Here is a 14,957-nt window from a genome sequence, read left to right on the forward strand (position 1 = left end):
TTAGCCTAGGGTAACACACCCCCATCACCTAAATTCCCCACTTCCCCACTTCACCTAATTATTTATTTTTATTCGGGTACTTTTCCCCCTAAAGATTCCACGATCGATCGAGTATTTTCTTTCAGCATTTTTACATAACTATCCCCCCTAGTACCCACCGCGCCGATCGAATCAGAATATAATTGTTGTGGTGCTAATTTCACCCCCGCTTCTTCGGCTACAGTGGTAATTAAAGCGGGATTAATAGTAGTCTCGGCAAAGATAGCAGGAACCTGGAAATTTTTAATAGCATCGGCTAAATTTTTCACCGTTTGGGCGCTAGGTTGTTCTTCGGTACTAATGCCAATTAAAGTTCCCGCAACTTTTAAACCGTAGGCATGAGCATAATACTGAAAAGCGTCATGAGTGGTGACTAATTGTCTTTGGGAAGGGGGGATAGTTTCAATAGCCGCAGTAATCCAGCGATCAAGATTTTCTAATTCTGCGATTAATTGGGCGGCATTTTGGGTAAAAATCTCTTTATCTTCGGGACTTAATTTAATCAGTTGATCTCGGATTTTTTCCACCATAATTATCCCATTTTTCGCCGAACCCCAAACGTGGGGATCGGGTACTTTCTGCCCCTCTTTTTCTAGTTGTAACGGCTTGATTGCTTCCCCCACGGCCACTTTTTTAGCTTTAATTCCCGTAGAATTGATCATTTTAATTAACCCCGGTTCGAGATTATAACCGTTATAGAGAATTAAATCGGCTTTTTCTAAAGCCACACTATCGGCGGGAACCGGTTCATAAACGTGGGGATCATCCCCTGGTTTTAAAATGTCTTGATGGTCAATTTCTTCACCGCCCACTCGTGCGGTTAAATCGGCGATAATTGTGCTGGTGGAGATTACCTTGGGTTTTTGGTTATCGGTGGTGTTAACTGAGGGATTACAAGCAACCAATCCCAAAAATAAACAGGATAAAATTAGTTGTTTCATCGAGAAATAGAGATGAGGGGTTAGAGGTTAGAGATGGGGGGAAATGGCATTGATATCTATCCTGATTTTTTTCCTGACTAAAGACTCCTTTTACCATTAAAATAGAGAATAGAGAAGGTGTAAATTGAAGAGATATGGATAACCAAGCCCCGATTAAACTACCGAAAACCAGCGAATCCGACCACCTCAAGCGCATTCGTCACACCACCTCCCATGTTATGGCCATGGCGGTGCAGAAATTATTCCCGCAAGCCCAAGTTACTATCGGGCCTTGGACTGAAACCGGATTTTACTACGATTTTGATGTGCCGGAACCTTTTACCGATAAGGATCTCAAGGACATCAAAAAAGAGATGGTCAAAATTATCAATAAAAAACTGCCGGTGATTCGCGAGCAAGTTTCTCGGGAAGAGGCGGAAAAGCGCATTAAAGCGATTAATGAACCCTATAAGCTGGAAATTCTGGCGGGAATTCAAGAACCCATCACCCTTTATCATCTTGGGGACGCTTGGTGGGATTTGTGCGCCGGTCCGCACCTAGATAATACAAGTGAACTAGACCCGAAAGCGATCGAATTAGAGACGGTAGCGGGTGCTTATTGGCGCGGGGATGAGAATAAAGCCCAATTACAGCGCATTTACGGCACGGCATGGGAAAATCCCCAACAATTAGCCGAATACAAGCGCCGTAAGGAAGAAGCACTCAAACGCGACCATCGGAAATTAGGCAAAGAATTAGGTTTATTTATTTTCTCTGATTCTGTCGGGCCGGGGTTGCCTTTATGGACACCGAAAGGAACTTTAATTCGTTCTTTGTTAGAAGATTTTCTGAAAAAAGAACAGTTAAAACGCGGTTATTTACCCGTAGTTACTCCCCATATTGCTCGCGTCGATTTGTTTAAAATTTCCGGTCACTGGCAAAAGTACAAAGAAGATATGTTTCCCATGATGGCAGACGATGAGGAATCTGCTAGTAAGGAAATAGGATTTGTCCTCAAACCGATGAACTGTCCTTTTCATATTCAAATCTATAAAAGTGATTTGAGATCCTATCGGGAATTGCCGATGCGTTTGGCGGAATTCGGGACAGTTTATCGTTACGAACAATCGGGAGAATTGGGCGGGTTAACTAGAGTTCGCGGTTTTACCGTCGATGATTCCCATTTGTTTGTCACTCCCGAACAATTAGACAAGGAATTTTTAAGCGTTGTTGATTTAATTTTGACGGTGTTTAAGAGTTTACAATTAAAGAATTTTAAGGCGCGATTGAGTTTTCGTGACCCCGAATCGGATAAGTATATCGGTTCCGATGACGCTTGGGAAAAGGCACAATCAGCGATTAGAAAAGCGGTGCAAACTTTGGGGATGGATTATTTTGAAGCCCCCGGAGAAGCGGCTTTTTATGGTCCCAAATTAGACTTTATTTTCCAAGATGCCCTCGAAAGAGAATGGCAGTTAGGAACGGTACAGGTAGATTATAATTTACCCGAACGTTTTGAATTAGAATACGTTGCCGAAGATGGTAATCGTAAACGTCCGGTAATGATTCATCGCGCCCCTTTTGGTTCTTTGGAACGTTTAATCGGTATTTTAATCGAAGAATATGCGGGGGATTTTCCTCTTTGGTTAGCCCCTGTCCAGATACGATTATTACCGGTTAGTGATACTCAATTGGATTACGCTAAAGAGGTGACAGTGAAAATGCAGTTGTTAGGAATTCGCGCCGAAACCGATACCAGTGGCGAACGTTTGGGTAAAATGATTCGCAATGCTGAAACCGCAAAAATACCCGTGATGGCAGTGGTGGGGGCAAAAGAAATGGAAAGTAATAGTTTAAGTATTCGCACCCGTGCCACGGGCGATTTAGGAGTAATTAGCGTCGAGGAAGTGGTGGCAAAATTAGAAACTGCCATCCAAAATCACGGTAATTTTTAAGCGTTTGCTCATCTAATTCTATGGGGCAGAAAATATTTCTGTCCCAGCATTTTTTTCCTTTAGGTATCATCATCTTTTTGAAAGGGATTTTCCCCAATGCCTAGGCCTTTTTTGCTCTGTTTTAAGTCTTTCCAGAGGGCTTTAATTTTTTGGTAGGCTTCTAGAGAACTGATTTTGCCCCCCGTTTCCAGATTACAAATAAAACTGACTTTTTGGGCAAATTCCTGTAAATTAGCGTTAAATAGCAAGTTTTCTGGCTTAAATTCCCCATAGTAGGGCGCGCGAGGATAGAGAAAATCCTCCTTGCGGCGATCGGGGAGATTCGGGTTATCATCGTTAGGAGGATTCTGATTCATAGGGCGACGGCGGGTAATTTTGCGGAATTTCTTTAGATTTTTCGGTAATGGTAATGGGAGATAATATCAACTGTTGGCTATGATTGAGGATTTAAGTAAAAACTTGACTGATTCGCCAAAAGTTGACCCCTGGTATCGTGACACTTTTTGGTTATAGGTTAAGGTTCGATCGTCAAATGTTGGCATTTATCTTTAAGCAGCAATTATACATTATTTTTTCTCAACGATCATCCCCCTGATGATGGAGATTTTTTGTCTAGGTTGATCGCCAAAATTTGCTGCTGCCACTATCTGATTAACCATCGATTTTCGTTTATCAATTGCCGAGGATGATAACTATGGAAAAACTCTATGAAGGTAAGGCCAAAATTCTCTATCAAACCGATGATCCCGATATTCTCCTCACTTATTACAAAGACGATGCCACCGCTTTTAATGCCCAAAAACGCGGGCAAATTGTCGGTAAAGGGGAAATTAACTGTACTGTCTCCACTGCCCTATTTCAATGGTTAGAATCCCTAGGAATACCTACCCATTATATCGATCGCCCTAGTTCTAGGGAAATGCGCGTCAAGGCGATTAAAATTATTCCTTTGGAGGTAGTAGTCAGAAATATCGCCGCCGGGAGTTTGTGCAAGCAAACGGGATTAAAGGAGGGGAAAGTTTTACCTTTTCCTCTTGTAGAATTTTACCTCAAGGATGATGCTTTAGGCGATCCTTTGTTAACGCCCGATCGCATAAAAGTGATTGATATTGCCAGCGAGGAGCAAGTCAATCAGTTACGAGATTTAGCCCTGCAAATCAATCAATATCTACAAGAATTTTTTGATAAGTGCCAGATTATTCTCGTCGATTTTAAGTTAGAATTTGGAGTTGATAAAACGGGCAAAATTTATCTAGGTGATGAAATTAGCCCCGATACCTGTCGTCTCTGGGATAAAACCCAAGAGGATGCCCAAGCGCGCATTCTCGATAAGGATCGTTTTCGTCGCGATTTAGGAGATGTGGAAACTGCCTATCAACAAGTACAAGCAAGAGTTTTACGACAGATAGAGAGTTTATAACTTTAGGGTGTGTTAGCGAGCGCGTAACGCACCTTAATTGAGATTAGCAATTTAATAATTTATGTCGAGAAGAATTATCGGGTTAACAGGGGGAATAGCCTGTGGTAAATCCACGGTTTCTCATTATTTGGAAAATATCTACAAAATTCCCGTCCTTGATGCGGATATTTATGCCCGGGAAGCAGTGGAAAAAGGTTCGGAAATTTTAGAGAGAATTTTTGTGCGTTATGGCAGAAAAGTTAAAACTGAGGATAATTCCCTTAATCGCCAACAGTTAGGAGAGATTATTTTTAATAATCCCCAGGAAAAAATCTGGTTAGAAAGTCAGATTCATCCCTACGTTAGAGAATGTTTCAAGCGGCATTTAGAGCAGTTAGAAGCCCCGATAGTTGTTTTTTCCATCCCTTTATTATTTGAAGCCAAATTAACCCATTTAGTCACAGAGATTTGGGTGGTTTCATGCGGTTTCGAGCAACAAATTCAACGCTTAACGACTAGAAATAACTTAACTAGAGAACAAGCGATCGCTCGGATTAATAATCAAATGCCTTTAGCCGAAAAAATTGCCTTAGCTGATATTGTTTTGGACAATTCCGGGGATTTAGAAGCTTTATATACTCAGATCGATCGAGCTATACAATAGGGATTGAGCTTAAAACAACCAGGCAAATTTTCCCACCCCGAATTTTACATAGAGAATGATTGCCAAAACCAATAAAAATAGAAAGCCAATAATTAATAAATAGTCTTTATTGGTTAAGATTGATTCCTGTAAAAATGTGCGATCGGGATCACCAGAGAAAGCTTTAGCTTGTAAAACTACCTCTAATTTTTGCGATTTAGCCATAGCGTTTAAAATTAAAGGTACAGCGATGGAAGCATAAATTTTTCCTTTTTGCAGCCAACCCATTTTTTCTATTGCTAATCCTCGTAATCTTTGAGCAGAAATAATCGAGCGAGATTCTTCTACTAGGAGAGGAAATAAACGCAGGGTAGAGGAAAAAATAAAGACTATTTTGTAGGGAATTCTGGCTTTAGTTAAACTCACCATCATCTGATTTATATCGGTGGTAAAAATAGCGAGGGGAATAATTAAAACCATCGTGAGAGTTTTAAAGATCACATTTAAACCGTAGAGGGTTCCCTCCACAGTCATTTTAGTAGAACCGACAGTTAATAAGGGAGTTAATTCAGTTTTTCCCGTTAAAGTTTTTACCTGTTCCACATTAAAAAATCCCATGGTAATTAATAAGAATAGATAAAAAGGAGCCATGAATTTTAAAATAGTGAGAAGATAAGACCATTTTACCCCCGCCCAGAGACAAGCTAAAGCGACAATAAGAGTTAGAAAACCGCCAGCGAGGGGACTTTCCCAAGTAAAAGCGATGAGAGTAACCACGATCATCATGGTTAATTTTGTCCGAAAATCTAGGCGAGTAAAAGGAGAATCTCGATCGACGGTTTGCCAGTTAAATGATTGCATAATTAGGAAAAAAGTTAGTAAGTAGCTAGGTGTTAAAAACTGTCAGATGCCCCCCTTATTAAGCTGTCCTTTAGTCACATCTTTCTTAACATTTCAAACCTTTGTAGCACAAGGCTTTCAAGACTCGGTTAACAATTTGTAATATTCCTTGTTGACACCCTTACTGACAAAGAAAAAACTGAAATCAAGTCAGGCTAAGGGTTGGAGTGCTTACTGCAAAAATTGTTAAGAAAGATCCCTATAAGGGATAGCTTATTAAGGGGGATCCCCCCGCCTATCGGCACCCCCCTTATCAAGGGGGGCAGGGGGGATCTATCTTCAATTTAATTATAACTTTAAGGGAATGAGTTAATCACCCATCCCCATTAATCAACTAGGAAGGGTTAGCAACTCTCTTCATTTGCTCTTGAATTTCGGGGTTATAAATCTGGAGATAATTCCAATAATTACCAAACACCGATTCTATATAACCCTTAGTTTCTCTAAAGGGAATATTCTCGACAAATTCATCGGGATCGCTAAAATCGAAACGCTGTCTCCATTTAGAAACTGCCCCCGGTCCAGCGTTATAACTAGCCACAGCAAAAAGTGAATTTCCAGCGAATTTGCCATGGGTATAATCGAGATACCATGTCCCCATCATAATGTTATCTTCGGGATTAGTTAAAGAATAACTTTTATTGCCAGTATTACCCGCGATATATTTACCGGTATCGGGCATAATTTGCATTAATCCCACTGCCCCCACAGGAGAACGAATTTCTTTTTCAAAGCGGGATTCTTGCCGGATTAAAGCCGTCACTAGCAGGGGATTTAATTGTCTATCTTTTGACCATTCCAGGATGCTATCGTAGTAGGGGAAAGGGAATAAAGCGTGCCAGTATTTATCATTTTGTCGCAGGACTTTCCATGCTTCCCTTTCCTCTGGGGTATCTCTTTCTCGCAAGCGCCAAATCAGGTTAATTCCTTCTAAATTTTGATTGCGAGAGAGTTTATAGACACCGAGGTTAAATTGTTCGTCAACGGTTAAATTCCAAGGATCGACAATTTCTGCCTGGAAGAGATTCCACGCGTCCGTATCTTCACCAATGCGATATAGTTCCTTGAAAGCTTCCGAGCCAGCGGGAGTATCGTTACGGGTGGCGGGTTTGACGGTGGTAGGATTATAGGAGCGGACAGTGGTAAAATCCCCCACGTCCCAACCTAATAAAACCGCCGAGCGCCAAGCATAATAGGAATGGGGATGACGAGAAATAGTGTAGGTAAAAGCTTGTTTTGCTTCTTGGTTTTTGCCCAGTTTTTGCGCCCATTTTCCCACCCAAAAGGCCGCTTTCGGGGCAATTTGACTATCGGGATTATTAACCGCAATTGGCTGCGCCCACTGCCACGCCTTGGCGTAATCGCCGGATTTAGCGGCTCTTTGGGCCATTAACCAGCGATAATCGGCGGCTTCGTCAGATTTTGGGTATTTATTTAACAGAGTCTGCCATGTTTGACTAGCGGCCTGGGCATTAGTTGAGTCCAGTAATTTGGCTTTCGCTTCCAAAGCTTCCGGAGCGCGATCGGGAAATTGCTTGACAATGCGATCGAGATATGCTATAGCATCGCGGTTAGGAGAAATTTGGGCGAGTCGCAGTAATCCTAACCCGGTTTCTGAGGCCTGGGGATAGGTTTTAATTAATTTTTGGTAAGCGCTGCGAGCTTCTGGCAGTTTTTTGGCAATTTGTAGCCCGCGGGCGTAACGATAGGCTTGTTCGGGGCTAGGAGTGGCTTTAGCATAGGCTTTATAGGCTTTTTCGTACAATCCCGACTGCCAATAACCTGCCCCAATCATTGCCCAATCCGCCGGAGTTAACTGCTCGGCGTAGTCTTTCACCAAACGATTGCGGGCCTGATTGAGGGTAGGATCAAAAGGATTAGCCTTGGCTAACTGTAACCATAAGGGAAATTGATCGGGATTTTCTTGAAGACGTTGGCGAATTAAAGCCAAAGTACGCGGGTGTCGGGGGTATTCCTTAAGCAATTTCTCATGATAACTGGGGTCGTATTTGCCCAAAGAGTAGTAAGCTTCCGCCACTACGGGCGATTGGGGATAGGTTTCCAGTAATTTTTGCCAAATTTCTTGCGCTTTTTCACTATCGTTGGTTAATTCGTGGGCGCGTCCCTGTTTGAGGAGAATCTGGGGAGCGAGGACAGGATATTGTTTTTCTAAGCCTTCTAATTGTTTTAAAGCCGGACCCCCTTCATATTTTCTCAATAAATCCATAGCCAAGAGATAGCGGGCGCGACTACGCTCTAAAGAGGGCGCATTGGCATCAGCAACATCTCTTAACTTGACATCTCGCTCGGTTTGTGGTAAGGAAGCGCTATCAACTACGGCAGAGGGTTGGTTAGGATCTTGGCTAGGAAGCGAAGCACTATTGCGATCGAGCCAAGCGAGGATTTTCGGGTGAAAGAGAAAGAGACTGGTGAGAGTAAAAAGCGCAACCCCAGAACCTAGTCCAAGAATGAGCGGGGTGTGAGGGGGGAATTTCTTAAACATTACCTTATTAAAGACAGCAACTCAACATACATTATCAATGATCGTGGTGACAGGTTGTTTGTTTCAATCAGGTTGGGGGTTGTTCAGTTATCAGTAAGCAGTTATAGTCATTTCAATTAAGATTGAGAATATCAATGCCAGAGTTCATAAGGGTTTAACCGGTCTAGAGTGTATCAGACTTATCTGAAATGACTATATCAGTAATCCGTGAACTGAAAACTCCCATCTGATCACTGGTAACTGGTAACTGATCACTGAGATATGGTACGCTAAACAGGATTTAAGTATTATTAATGATTGCTATGAAACAGCGCGGCGTGACGGTTTGGTTAACAGGATTGAGCGGTGCGGGGAAAAGCACGATTACCGAGGCATTACAGGCAAAATTAATCGCTGAAGGTTATTCCATTGAAGTTCTCGATGGCGATATAGTGCGGACGAACCTCACCAAAGGTTTAGGATTTAGTAAAGAGGATCGCGATGAAAATATCCGTCGCATTGGTTTTGTGTCTAATTTGCTCACCCGTCACGGTGTGATTGTCCTAGTTTCGGCTATTTCTCCCTATCGCGAGATTCGCGAGGAAGTACGGGGAAAAATCGGCAATTTTGTCGAAGTTTTTGTTAATGCTCCCTTAAACGTCTGTGAGGAGCGCGATGTGAAAGGATTATATAAAAGAGCGCGTGCTGGCGAAATCAAGTCTTTTACGGGAATTGATGATCCCTATGAACCACCTTTTAACCCAGAAGTGGAATGTCGCACTGATTTAGAGACTTTAGAGGAAAGTGTCGCCAAAGTCTGGAACAAATTGAGGGAATTAGGCTACATTAATCAAGCTGTGGCGGTTTAATCGCATAATAACTTTGTATTATTGGAAAACATCGTAGGGACGTGGACTAAAAACGTCTCTACACCCCGATTAACCCCTTAGGCAAATTTGTTAGTTAATCTCCTTTTCTTCAGTACCTAAGCAAGGTTAATTATACCTCTCAGTTAACCTCTGGCCAAAGTGCAAGAGTCCCTAAACAGTGATCAGTAAACAGTAAACAGTGAAAAGACAGTAGGAAACTTCTATTTAATACTGCTCACTTAAAACTTAAAACTTAAAACTTAAATCTGATAACTGATAACTGATAACTGATAACTGATAACTGATAACTGATAACTGTCTCGACTAGCAAATTAATTTTGCAGGAATACTTAATATTTAAAGGTGCTAAATTATTTTGAAATCTCGCTCTAGTTATTGGAACCTCATTCCCTATCTCCGTCCCCAAACCCAAACAATTATTTTGGCGTTCATCTGTACGATCGGATTTACGGTATTTTGGCCGATTTTAGCCTGGTTAGCTGGACAAATGGCCAGATATATCGGTGAGGGAAATGTGCAAGCATTGGCGACACTTTCGGGGGTGGGGGCAGTGGTTTTTTTACTGCGGGGAATGTCTCAGTATGGGCAAGATTCCCTGATGGCAAAAGCTTCTTTAAAAATTGCCCTCGAATTAAGAAAAAAAGTTTATGCACACCTGCAAACCCTCGGCTTAAATTACTTTGAAACGGCGAAAACTGGTGATTTATCCTATCGTTTAACGGAAGATATCGATCGCATTGGGGAAGTAATTAATAAATTTTTCCATGATTTTATTCCCTCAGCCTTACAGTTAATTGTCGTCTTTGCCTATATGTTTATTGTTAACTGGCAATTGACGATTGCTGTCATTATTATCGCTCCTTTGTTGGGAGTTTTGGTGGGATTTTTTGGTGAAAAATTATTACAGTATGCTCGTCGCGCCCAAGCGAAAATATCTAACCTTTCTGCGTTATTAACCGAAGTTTTTGGCGGTATTCGCGTGGTGCAAGCTTTCGCAGCTGAAGATTATCAAACCGAGCTTTTTGCCCAAGAAGCGGAGGAAAATCGCCGCGCTCAATACCTATCGGAATCCACCAAAGCTTTACAATACGTCGTGGTGGGATTTTTGCAAGCGATGGGAGTTATCTTTTTATTCTTCCTTGCGGGTTGGCAAATTTCCCAAAAGAATTTAACTGGTGTTGACTTTGTTAGTTATGTGGCGGCGGTGGCAATGTTAATCGATCCTATCGCCCATATTACCAGTAATTATAATCAATTTAAACAGGGTCAAGCCTCCATGGATCGGATTTTTGAATTGTTAGCTATTTTGCCAACAATTACCGAAAAACCGAAGGCGATCGAGTTGCCACCCCATAGCAAAGAAGTTGAATATTGTCAAGTAAATTTTTATTACAACCAGGACAGACAGGTTTTAAAAAATATTAATTTTACTGCACACGCTGGCGAAATGATTGCTTTAGTGGGAGCATCGGGAGCGGGAAAAACCACTTTAGTTAATCTTTTATTGCGTTTTTATGACCCCACTTCCGGCAAGATTTTAATCGATGGGGTGGATATTCGTGATGTGACTTTAAAAAGTCTCCGGCGACAAATTGGCGTAGTTTTGCAGGAAAATATTCTCTTTTCTGGCACTATAGCCCAAAATATCGCTTTTGGTCAGGGAGATTTTAATCTGCAAGAGGTGGAAAAAGCGGCAAAAATTGCCAACGCTCATCAATTTATCAGTGAACTTTCCCAGGGTTACTATACCTATGTGGGAGAAAGGGGTGTTAATTTATCGGGTGGACAAAGACAAAGAATCGCCATTGCGCGAGCAGTTTTATCTAATCCGAGGATTTTAATCTTAGATGAAGCAACTTCAGCGCTCGATTCGGAATCGGAAGCTTTAGTGCAGGAAGCTTTAGAAAGAATTATGACGGAGCGCACAGTATTTGTTATTGCTCACCGATTAGCAACTGTCAGAAAAGCTAACCGTATTTTAGTCTTAGAAAAGGGTGAAATTATCGAGGTGGGTAATCACGAGGAGTTATTAAATCTTAATGGTCGTTACGCTCAATTTCATGCTAGACAATTTCAAGATTAGTCCATTTGGCGTTAAGAGTTGGGCGTTATTTCTGATTTTATTACTCAAGCCAAGTTTTTGGGGGGTAGAACCCCCCAAACCCGTAGGGTTGATTCAAGGTAGGGTTGATTCAAGGTAGGGTTGATTCAAGGTAGGGTTGATTCAAGTAGGGTTGATTCATGAATCAACCCTACCCGTCGGGGATGAAGTGCCTCCCCCAAACCCCGGAGCGCATTAGTTTTTCGGTGGGATGCTTACACGCGGTTGTTTGTACGTTTGTACTAATTTAAGAATCACCGATATAGCAGTTATCTTAATGGTGAGGTAGGAAGTTTTCGTTTTGGGGAGTCAGTCGCGGAATTAGGTTAGACTTCATCTTTAGGGAAAACGCTGTAAGTATGATTACTGTTTACTGATAACTGAAAGGTTTCCTGTCTTCAGGTTAAGCTCCCAAAAAAAGGCTATTCTTTACCTTGATATCCCTCGGCGAAAATTTGATGACTTCCTTGTTGGTTCACACTTACCCTTCTCTTGTCAAGGGTATTTTAATTAAACGTTACAAACGCTTTTTTGCCGACATACAACTGGACAACGGAGAATTAATTACGGCCCATTGCGCTAATACCGGACCGATGACAGATGTATGCGTAGAGGGTCAACCGGTTTATCTTTCTCGTAGTGATAACCCGAAGCGAAAATTAGCTTATACCTGGGAGATGATTCAACTGGGGGAGACTTGGGTGGGAGTTAATACCAATCTTCCCAATCAGGTGGTGAAAAATGCCCTGTTGTCAGGAGTTTTTCCCGATTTGCTCAAAAATGACACCGAAGTGCGATCGGAAGTGGCCTACGGTCAAAATAACGGCAGTAGAATTGATTTTCTTTTGACCCATGGTGATAATTCCCTCACCTATATCGAGGTCAAAAATACCACTTGGAATCAGGGAGAAACGGCACTTTTTCCCGATACTGTCACCACGCGAGGACAGAAGCATTTACAGGAATTAATGGCTTTATTGCCGGCAGCGGAAGCGATTATGCTCTACTTTATCAATCGCGGTGATTGTGACCGATTTGCTCCGGGGGATAGTAAAGATGCTAAATACGGGCAGTTATTGCGTCAAGCAGTGGCTAAAGGAGTCAAGGTTTTACCCTGTCGCTTGCAAGTGACACCCACGGGAATTTATTATTTAGGTTTAGCAGAATTGCAACTGTGAAACCCGTGGTTTAGAGGGGCCAGCTTGTGACAAAATCCCCCAGACCGCAACTGACCTTGAAAAGCTTAGAGACACAGTTACCTGTGCCTCTAATGGGGATTTTTGTCGATACATATTTGGGGTAATTTGTCAAGGTTTTTGATAACTAATTCCGTGGCGCATTTTCTCTAATTTCTGTTGCACCTGAGCATCGAGAGAATGGAATAAAAAACGCCCTTTGGGACTTTGAGAAGAACTCTGGGATTTTCTCAGACGACGACCGGTTAAATCCACCTCGACTTCCAGACGTTGAGCGGAAATCCACTGGGCCCCATAACCCATAACGGTCATTTTTTGGGCATTATCAGAGGTAGCGACGATAATCCGTCCGATAGCTGGGGCGCGATCGTGCCAAAAATCAGCGCAGGTTTTCTCGATATAGGTGTCGGCGGTTTGAGCGTGAGCGGTAAAATAAACCGATAAATGGTTAGTGTAGCGTTCTTGGCTGCCGGGGGTATCTTGAAGGTAGGAATCGAAGACGATTTGGGTTTGATAACCCTGATGGTGGGTGTAACCGATTAGGGTTTCAATTAACTTGTCTCGCGCTGGTTCGAGACCTTGGCGATCGCTAATTTTTTTCAGGGACGGCCAAGCGCCGATGACGTTGTAGCCGTCAACCAGCAGAAGGGAACGATCAGAAGAATTAAGCATGGCTTTGAGAGTAATTCGTGTGGCATTAAGGGCAGTTCTAAAAAACAGCATCTTAATGATATTAACAAAAAATTTAGGATTCTCCCGCCGCACTGGCCAATAATCTCGCTTTTAATTCTAGGGGATTTCCCCGATCCGTTACCTTGCCCCCCTCTAATAAAAATGCTCCATCGCTGTAATCCAATTCATCAAGGCGGTGCGTCACCCAAAGGGCTGTAATCCCTCGGTTTTTGACCAATTTCTGCACTTGAGAGACTAATTCTAACTGAGTATCCCCATCCAAAAGGGCGGTGGGTTCATCAAAGAGCAAAACCCCGCAATGACGAGCTAAAGCACCTGCAATGGCGATTCTTTGCTTTTGTCCGCCACTGAGAGCATAGATCGGTCGTTTTTCCATTTCTAATAAATTCACCGCCCCTAGGGATTCCCGCACCCGGGCCCGAATTGCCGGCGTGGATAAACCCTCGGATACCAACCCAAAAGCCACATCTGCCCCCACTGTTGGCATAACTAACTGATGGTCGGGATTTTGGAAAACAAAACCGAGGGGGTTAGGTATCTCTATCTCCCCGCGACTAGGTTTTAATAATCCCGCTAAGAGCCGCAGCAGGGTTGATTTACCGCTGCCATTTGTCCCCAACAACATCCAAAATTCCCCTCTGGGAACTTGCAAAGAGCAGCCATTTAATACTGATTTCCCATTCGGCCAGCTAAAGCAGAGGTCTGTTACTTTTATAGTCATGAATTATCAGCCTTTTCAGTTATCAGTTATCAGTTATCAGTTATCAGTTATCAGTTATCAGTTATCAGTTATCAGTTATCAGTTATCAGTTATCAGTTATCAGTTATCAGTTATCAGTTATCAGTTATCAGATTTGAGTTTTTAAGTGTGCAGTATTAAATAGAAGTTTCCTACTGTCTTTTTACTGCTCACTGATTACTGTTTACTGTTTACTGCTCACTGCTCACTGATAACTGATTCAAGAACTATTCTGTGGCTAAGGTGACAAACCCCGGCACTCTGCCGGTGGAGGCAGCCCCAGATTTTTGTGACACAATCACCGCACTGATCTGATCGCTCAAAACCGCCACCTTTTTATCGGTTTGTTTTTCGCAGGTTAATTCTAATAATTCGGGATTCGGCGATCGCATAGCGTTAATAATTGTTTGATACAAAGCGTCTGCTGCTGCTTCTTCCTTGCGCTGCACGGAAATGGGGATGGGCGAGAGTTTCAGGGTAATATCGATCGAATACATAGTTTAGCGTTCCCTTCCAAAAAACAAGTCAAAAACCATTGTATAGCAGGGGTTGGGAAGTCAGAGATCAGATGTGAGTTTTCAGTTCACTGATTGCTGTTCACTATCACCGATTAACTCCGGGCAGTCGCTGTGCAGAGGCGTTGTTAGCTGGTAATCACTTGCTTCAATGAATGTGCATGGTGCGTTCGCCAAAATCTATCGGTGCAGCGGTAGGAGTTGCATCAGGGAACGCACCCTACAAGATCGGCGATCGCACTAGGAAAACATTGTTAATATTTTAGAAGTCAGGAGTCAGTCCTGATGAAAAAATTTTCACCCCCACAGATGAAAGAGGTTTCTTTCCCTACACCCCACACCCTACATCCTTTTTCTACAACAGCAGTAAATGTGTTCATAACCGATACATCGGCCCGCGTCCTGTAGGGGCGAAGCATTCGGGCAATAACCTATCGGTGAAACCGTAGATTTTCTATCCGAATGCTTCGCCCGTACTTTTTCAG

At 42.5% G+C, this 14,957-nt stretch carries 14 protein-coding genes; 7 read left to right on the plus strand and 7 right to left on the minus strand.

Annotation, left to right across the window (positions count from 1 at the left end; all coding sequences use genetic code 11):
• Positions 1-68: 68 nt before the first annotated feature.
• Positions 69-980: a metal ABC transporter solute-binding protein, Zn/Mn family gene (locus VL20_RS17355; protein WP_052277251.1), complete on the minus strand. Its 912-nt coding sequence runs from the start codon at positions 978-980 to the stop codon at positions 69-71.
• Positions 981-1,114: 134 nt separating this feature from the next.
• Here VL20_RS17355 and thrS point away from each other — a divergent pair, with 134 nt between their 5' ends.
• Positions 1,115-2,914 carry a threonine--tRNA ligase gene (gene thrS / locus VL20_RS17360; RefSeq protein WP_052277252.1) on the plus strand — a complete coding sequence of 600 codons (1,800 nt, stop codon included), beginning with the start codon at positions 1,115-1,117 and terminating at the stop codon, positions 2,912-2,914.
• Positions 2,915-2,973: 59 nt separating this feature from the next.
• On the opposite strand, the gene VL20_RS17365 is transcribed toward thrS, so the two are convergent.
• Positions 2,974-3,270, minus strand: coding sequence for a DUF7219 family protein (locus VL20_RS17365; protein WP_002743720.1), 297 nt, complete (start codon positions 3,268-3,270; stop codon positions 2,974-2,976).
• Between the two features lie 338 nt (positions 3,271-3,608).
• Between VL20_RS17365 and purC the strand changes: the two genes are divergently transcribed.
• Together purC and coaE are read left to right on the plus strand one after the other, a co-directional pair.
• The gene (purC, locus tag VL20_RS17370; protein WP_081417854.1) at positions 3,609-4,334 is read left to right on the plus strand and encodes a phosphoribosylaminoimidazolesuccinocarboxamide synthase; all 726 of its coding nucleotides are present in this window, start codon (positions 3,609-3,611) and stop codon (positions 4,332-4,334) included.
• A gap of 61 nt (positions 4,335-4,395) precedes the next feature.
• Positions 4,396-4,977: a dephospho-CoA kinase gene (coaE, locus tag VL20_RS17375; protein WP_052277254.1), complete on the plus strand. Its 582-nt coding sequence runs from the start codon at positions 4,396-4,398 to the stop codon at positions 4,975-4,977.
• 9 nt (positions 4,978-4,986) lie between these two features.
• On the opposite strand, the gene VL20_RS17380 is transcribed toward coaE, so the two are convergent.
• Together VL20_RS17380 and VL20_RS17385 are read right to left on the minus strand one after the other, a co-directional pair.
• On the minus strand, positions 4,987-5,817 hold the full coding sequence (locus VL20_RS17380) for an energy-coupling factor transporter transmembrane component T family protein (RefSeq protein WP_002789359.1): 831 nt from the start codon (positions 5,815-5,817) through the stop codon (positions 4,987-4,989).
• A 373-nt stretch (positions 5,818-6,190) separates the two neighbouring features.
• Positions 6,191-8,359 carry a lytic transglycosylase domain-containing protein gene (locus VL20_RS17385; RefSeq protein WP_052277255.1) on the minus strand — a complete coding sequence of 723 codons (2,169 nt, stop codon included), beginning with the start codon at positions 8,357-8,359 and terminating at the stop codon, positions 6,191-6,193.
• A gap of 302 nt (positions 8,360-8,661) precedes the next feature.
• Between VL20_RS17385 and cysC the strand changes: the two genes are divergently transcribed.
• From cysC to sfsA, 3 genes are all read left to right on the plus strand, one after another.
• Positions 8,662-9,207, plus strand: a complete 546-nt coding sequence (gene cysC, locus VL20_RS17390; RefSeq protein WP_043996040.1) for an adenylyl-sulfate kinase — start codon at positions 8,662-8,664, stop codon at positions 9,205-9,207.
• A gap of 376 nt (positions 9,208-9,583) precedes the next feature.
• Positions 9,584-11,311, plus strand: a complete 1,728-nt coding sequence (locus tag VL20_RS17395; protein ID WP_052277256.1) for an ABC transporter ATP-binding protein — start codon at positions 9,584-9,586, stop codon at positions 11,309-11,311.
• Positions 11,312-11,787: 476 nt separating this feature from the next.
• A complete protein-coding gene (gene sfsA / locus VL20_RS17400) occupies positions 11,788-12,507 on the plus strand; it encodes a DNA/RNA nuclease SfsA (protein ID WP_052277257.1) in 720 nt (239 codons plus the stop codon).
• 129 nt (positions 12,508-12,636) lie between these two features.
• Here the strand turns inward: sfsA and VL20_RS17405 are convergent, their stop codons facing one another.
• Together VL20_RS17405 and VL20_RS17410 are read right to left on the minus strand one after the other, a co-directional pair.
• Positions 12,637-13,197 (minus strand): NYN domain-containing protein, encoded by a 561-nt coding sequence (locus tag VL20_RS17405; RefSeq protein WP_167341551.1) that lies wholly within the window; start codon positions 13,195-13,197, stop codon positions 12,637-12,639.
• Positions 13,198-13,270: 73 nt separating this feature from the next.
• The gene (locus VL20_RS17410; RefSeq protein ID WP_052277259.1) at positions 13,271-13,939 is read right to left on the minus strand and encodes an energy-coupling factor ABC transporter ATP-binding protein; all 669 of its coding nucleotides are present in this window, start codon (positions 13,937-13,939) and stop codon (positions 13,271-13,273) included.
• Between VL20_RS17410 and VL20_RS31795 the strand changes: the two genes are divergently transcribed.
• Positions 13,938-14,084, plus strand: coding sequence for a hypothetical protein (locus VL20_RS31795; protein WP_167341552.1), 147 nt, complete (start codon positions 13,938-13,940; stop codon positions 14,082-14,084). The genes VL20_RS17410 and VL20_RS31795 overlap by 2 nt on opposite strands.
• A 100-nt stretch (positions 14,085-14,184) precedes the next feature.
• Here the strand turns inward: VL20_RS31795 and VL20_RS17415 are convergent, their stop codons facing one another.
• Positions 14,185-14,454: a UPF0367 protein family gene (locus VL20_RS17415; protein WP_002735841.1), complete on the minus strand. Its 270-nt coding sequence runs from the start codon at positions 14,452-14,454 to the stop codon at positions 14,185-14,187.
• Between the last annotated feature and the right edge of the window lie 503 nt (positions 14,455-14,957).

The organism is Microcystis panniformis FACHB-1757 (assembly GCF_001264245.1).
In the GTDB taxonomy this organism is placed as follows: Bacteria; Cyanobacteriota; Cyanobacteriia; order Cyanobacteriales; family Microcystaceae; genus Microcystis; species Microcystis panniformis.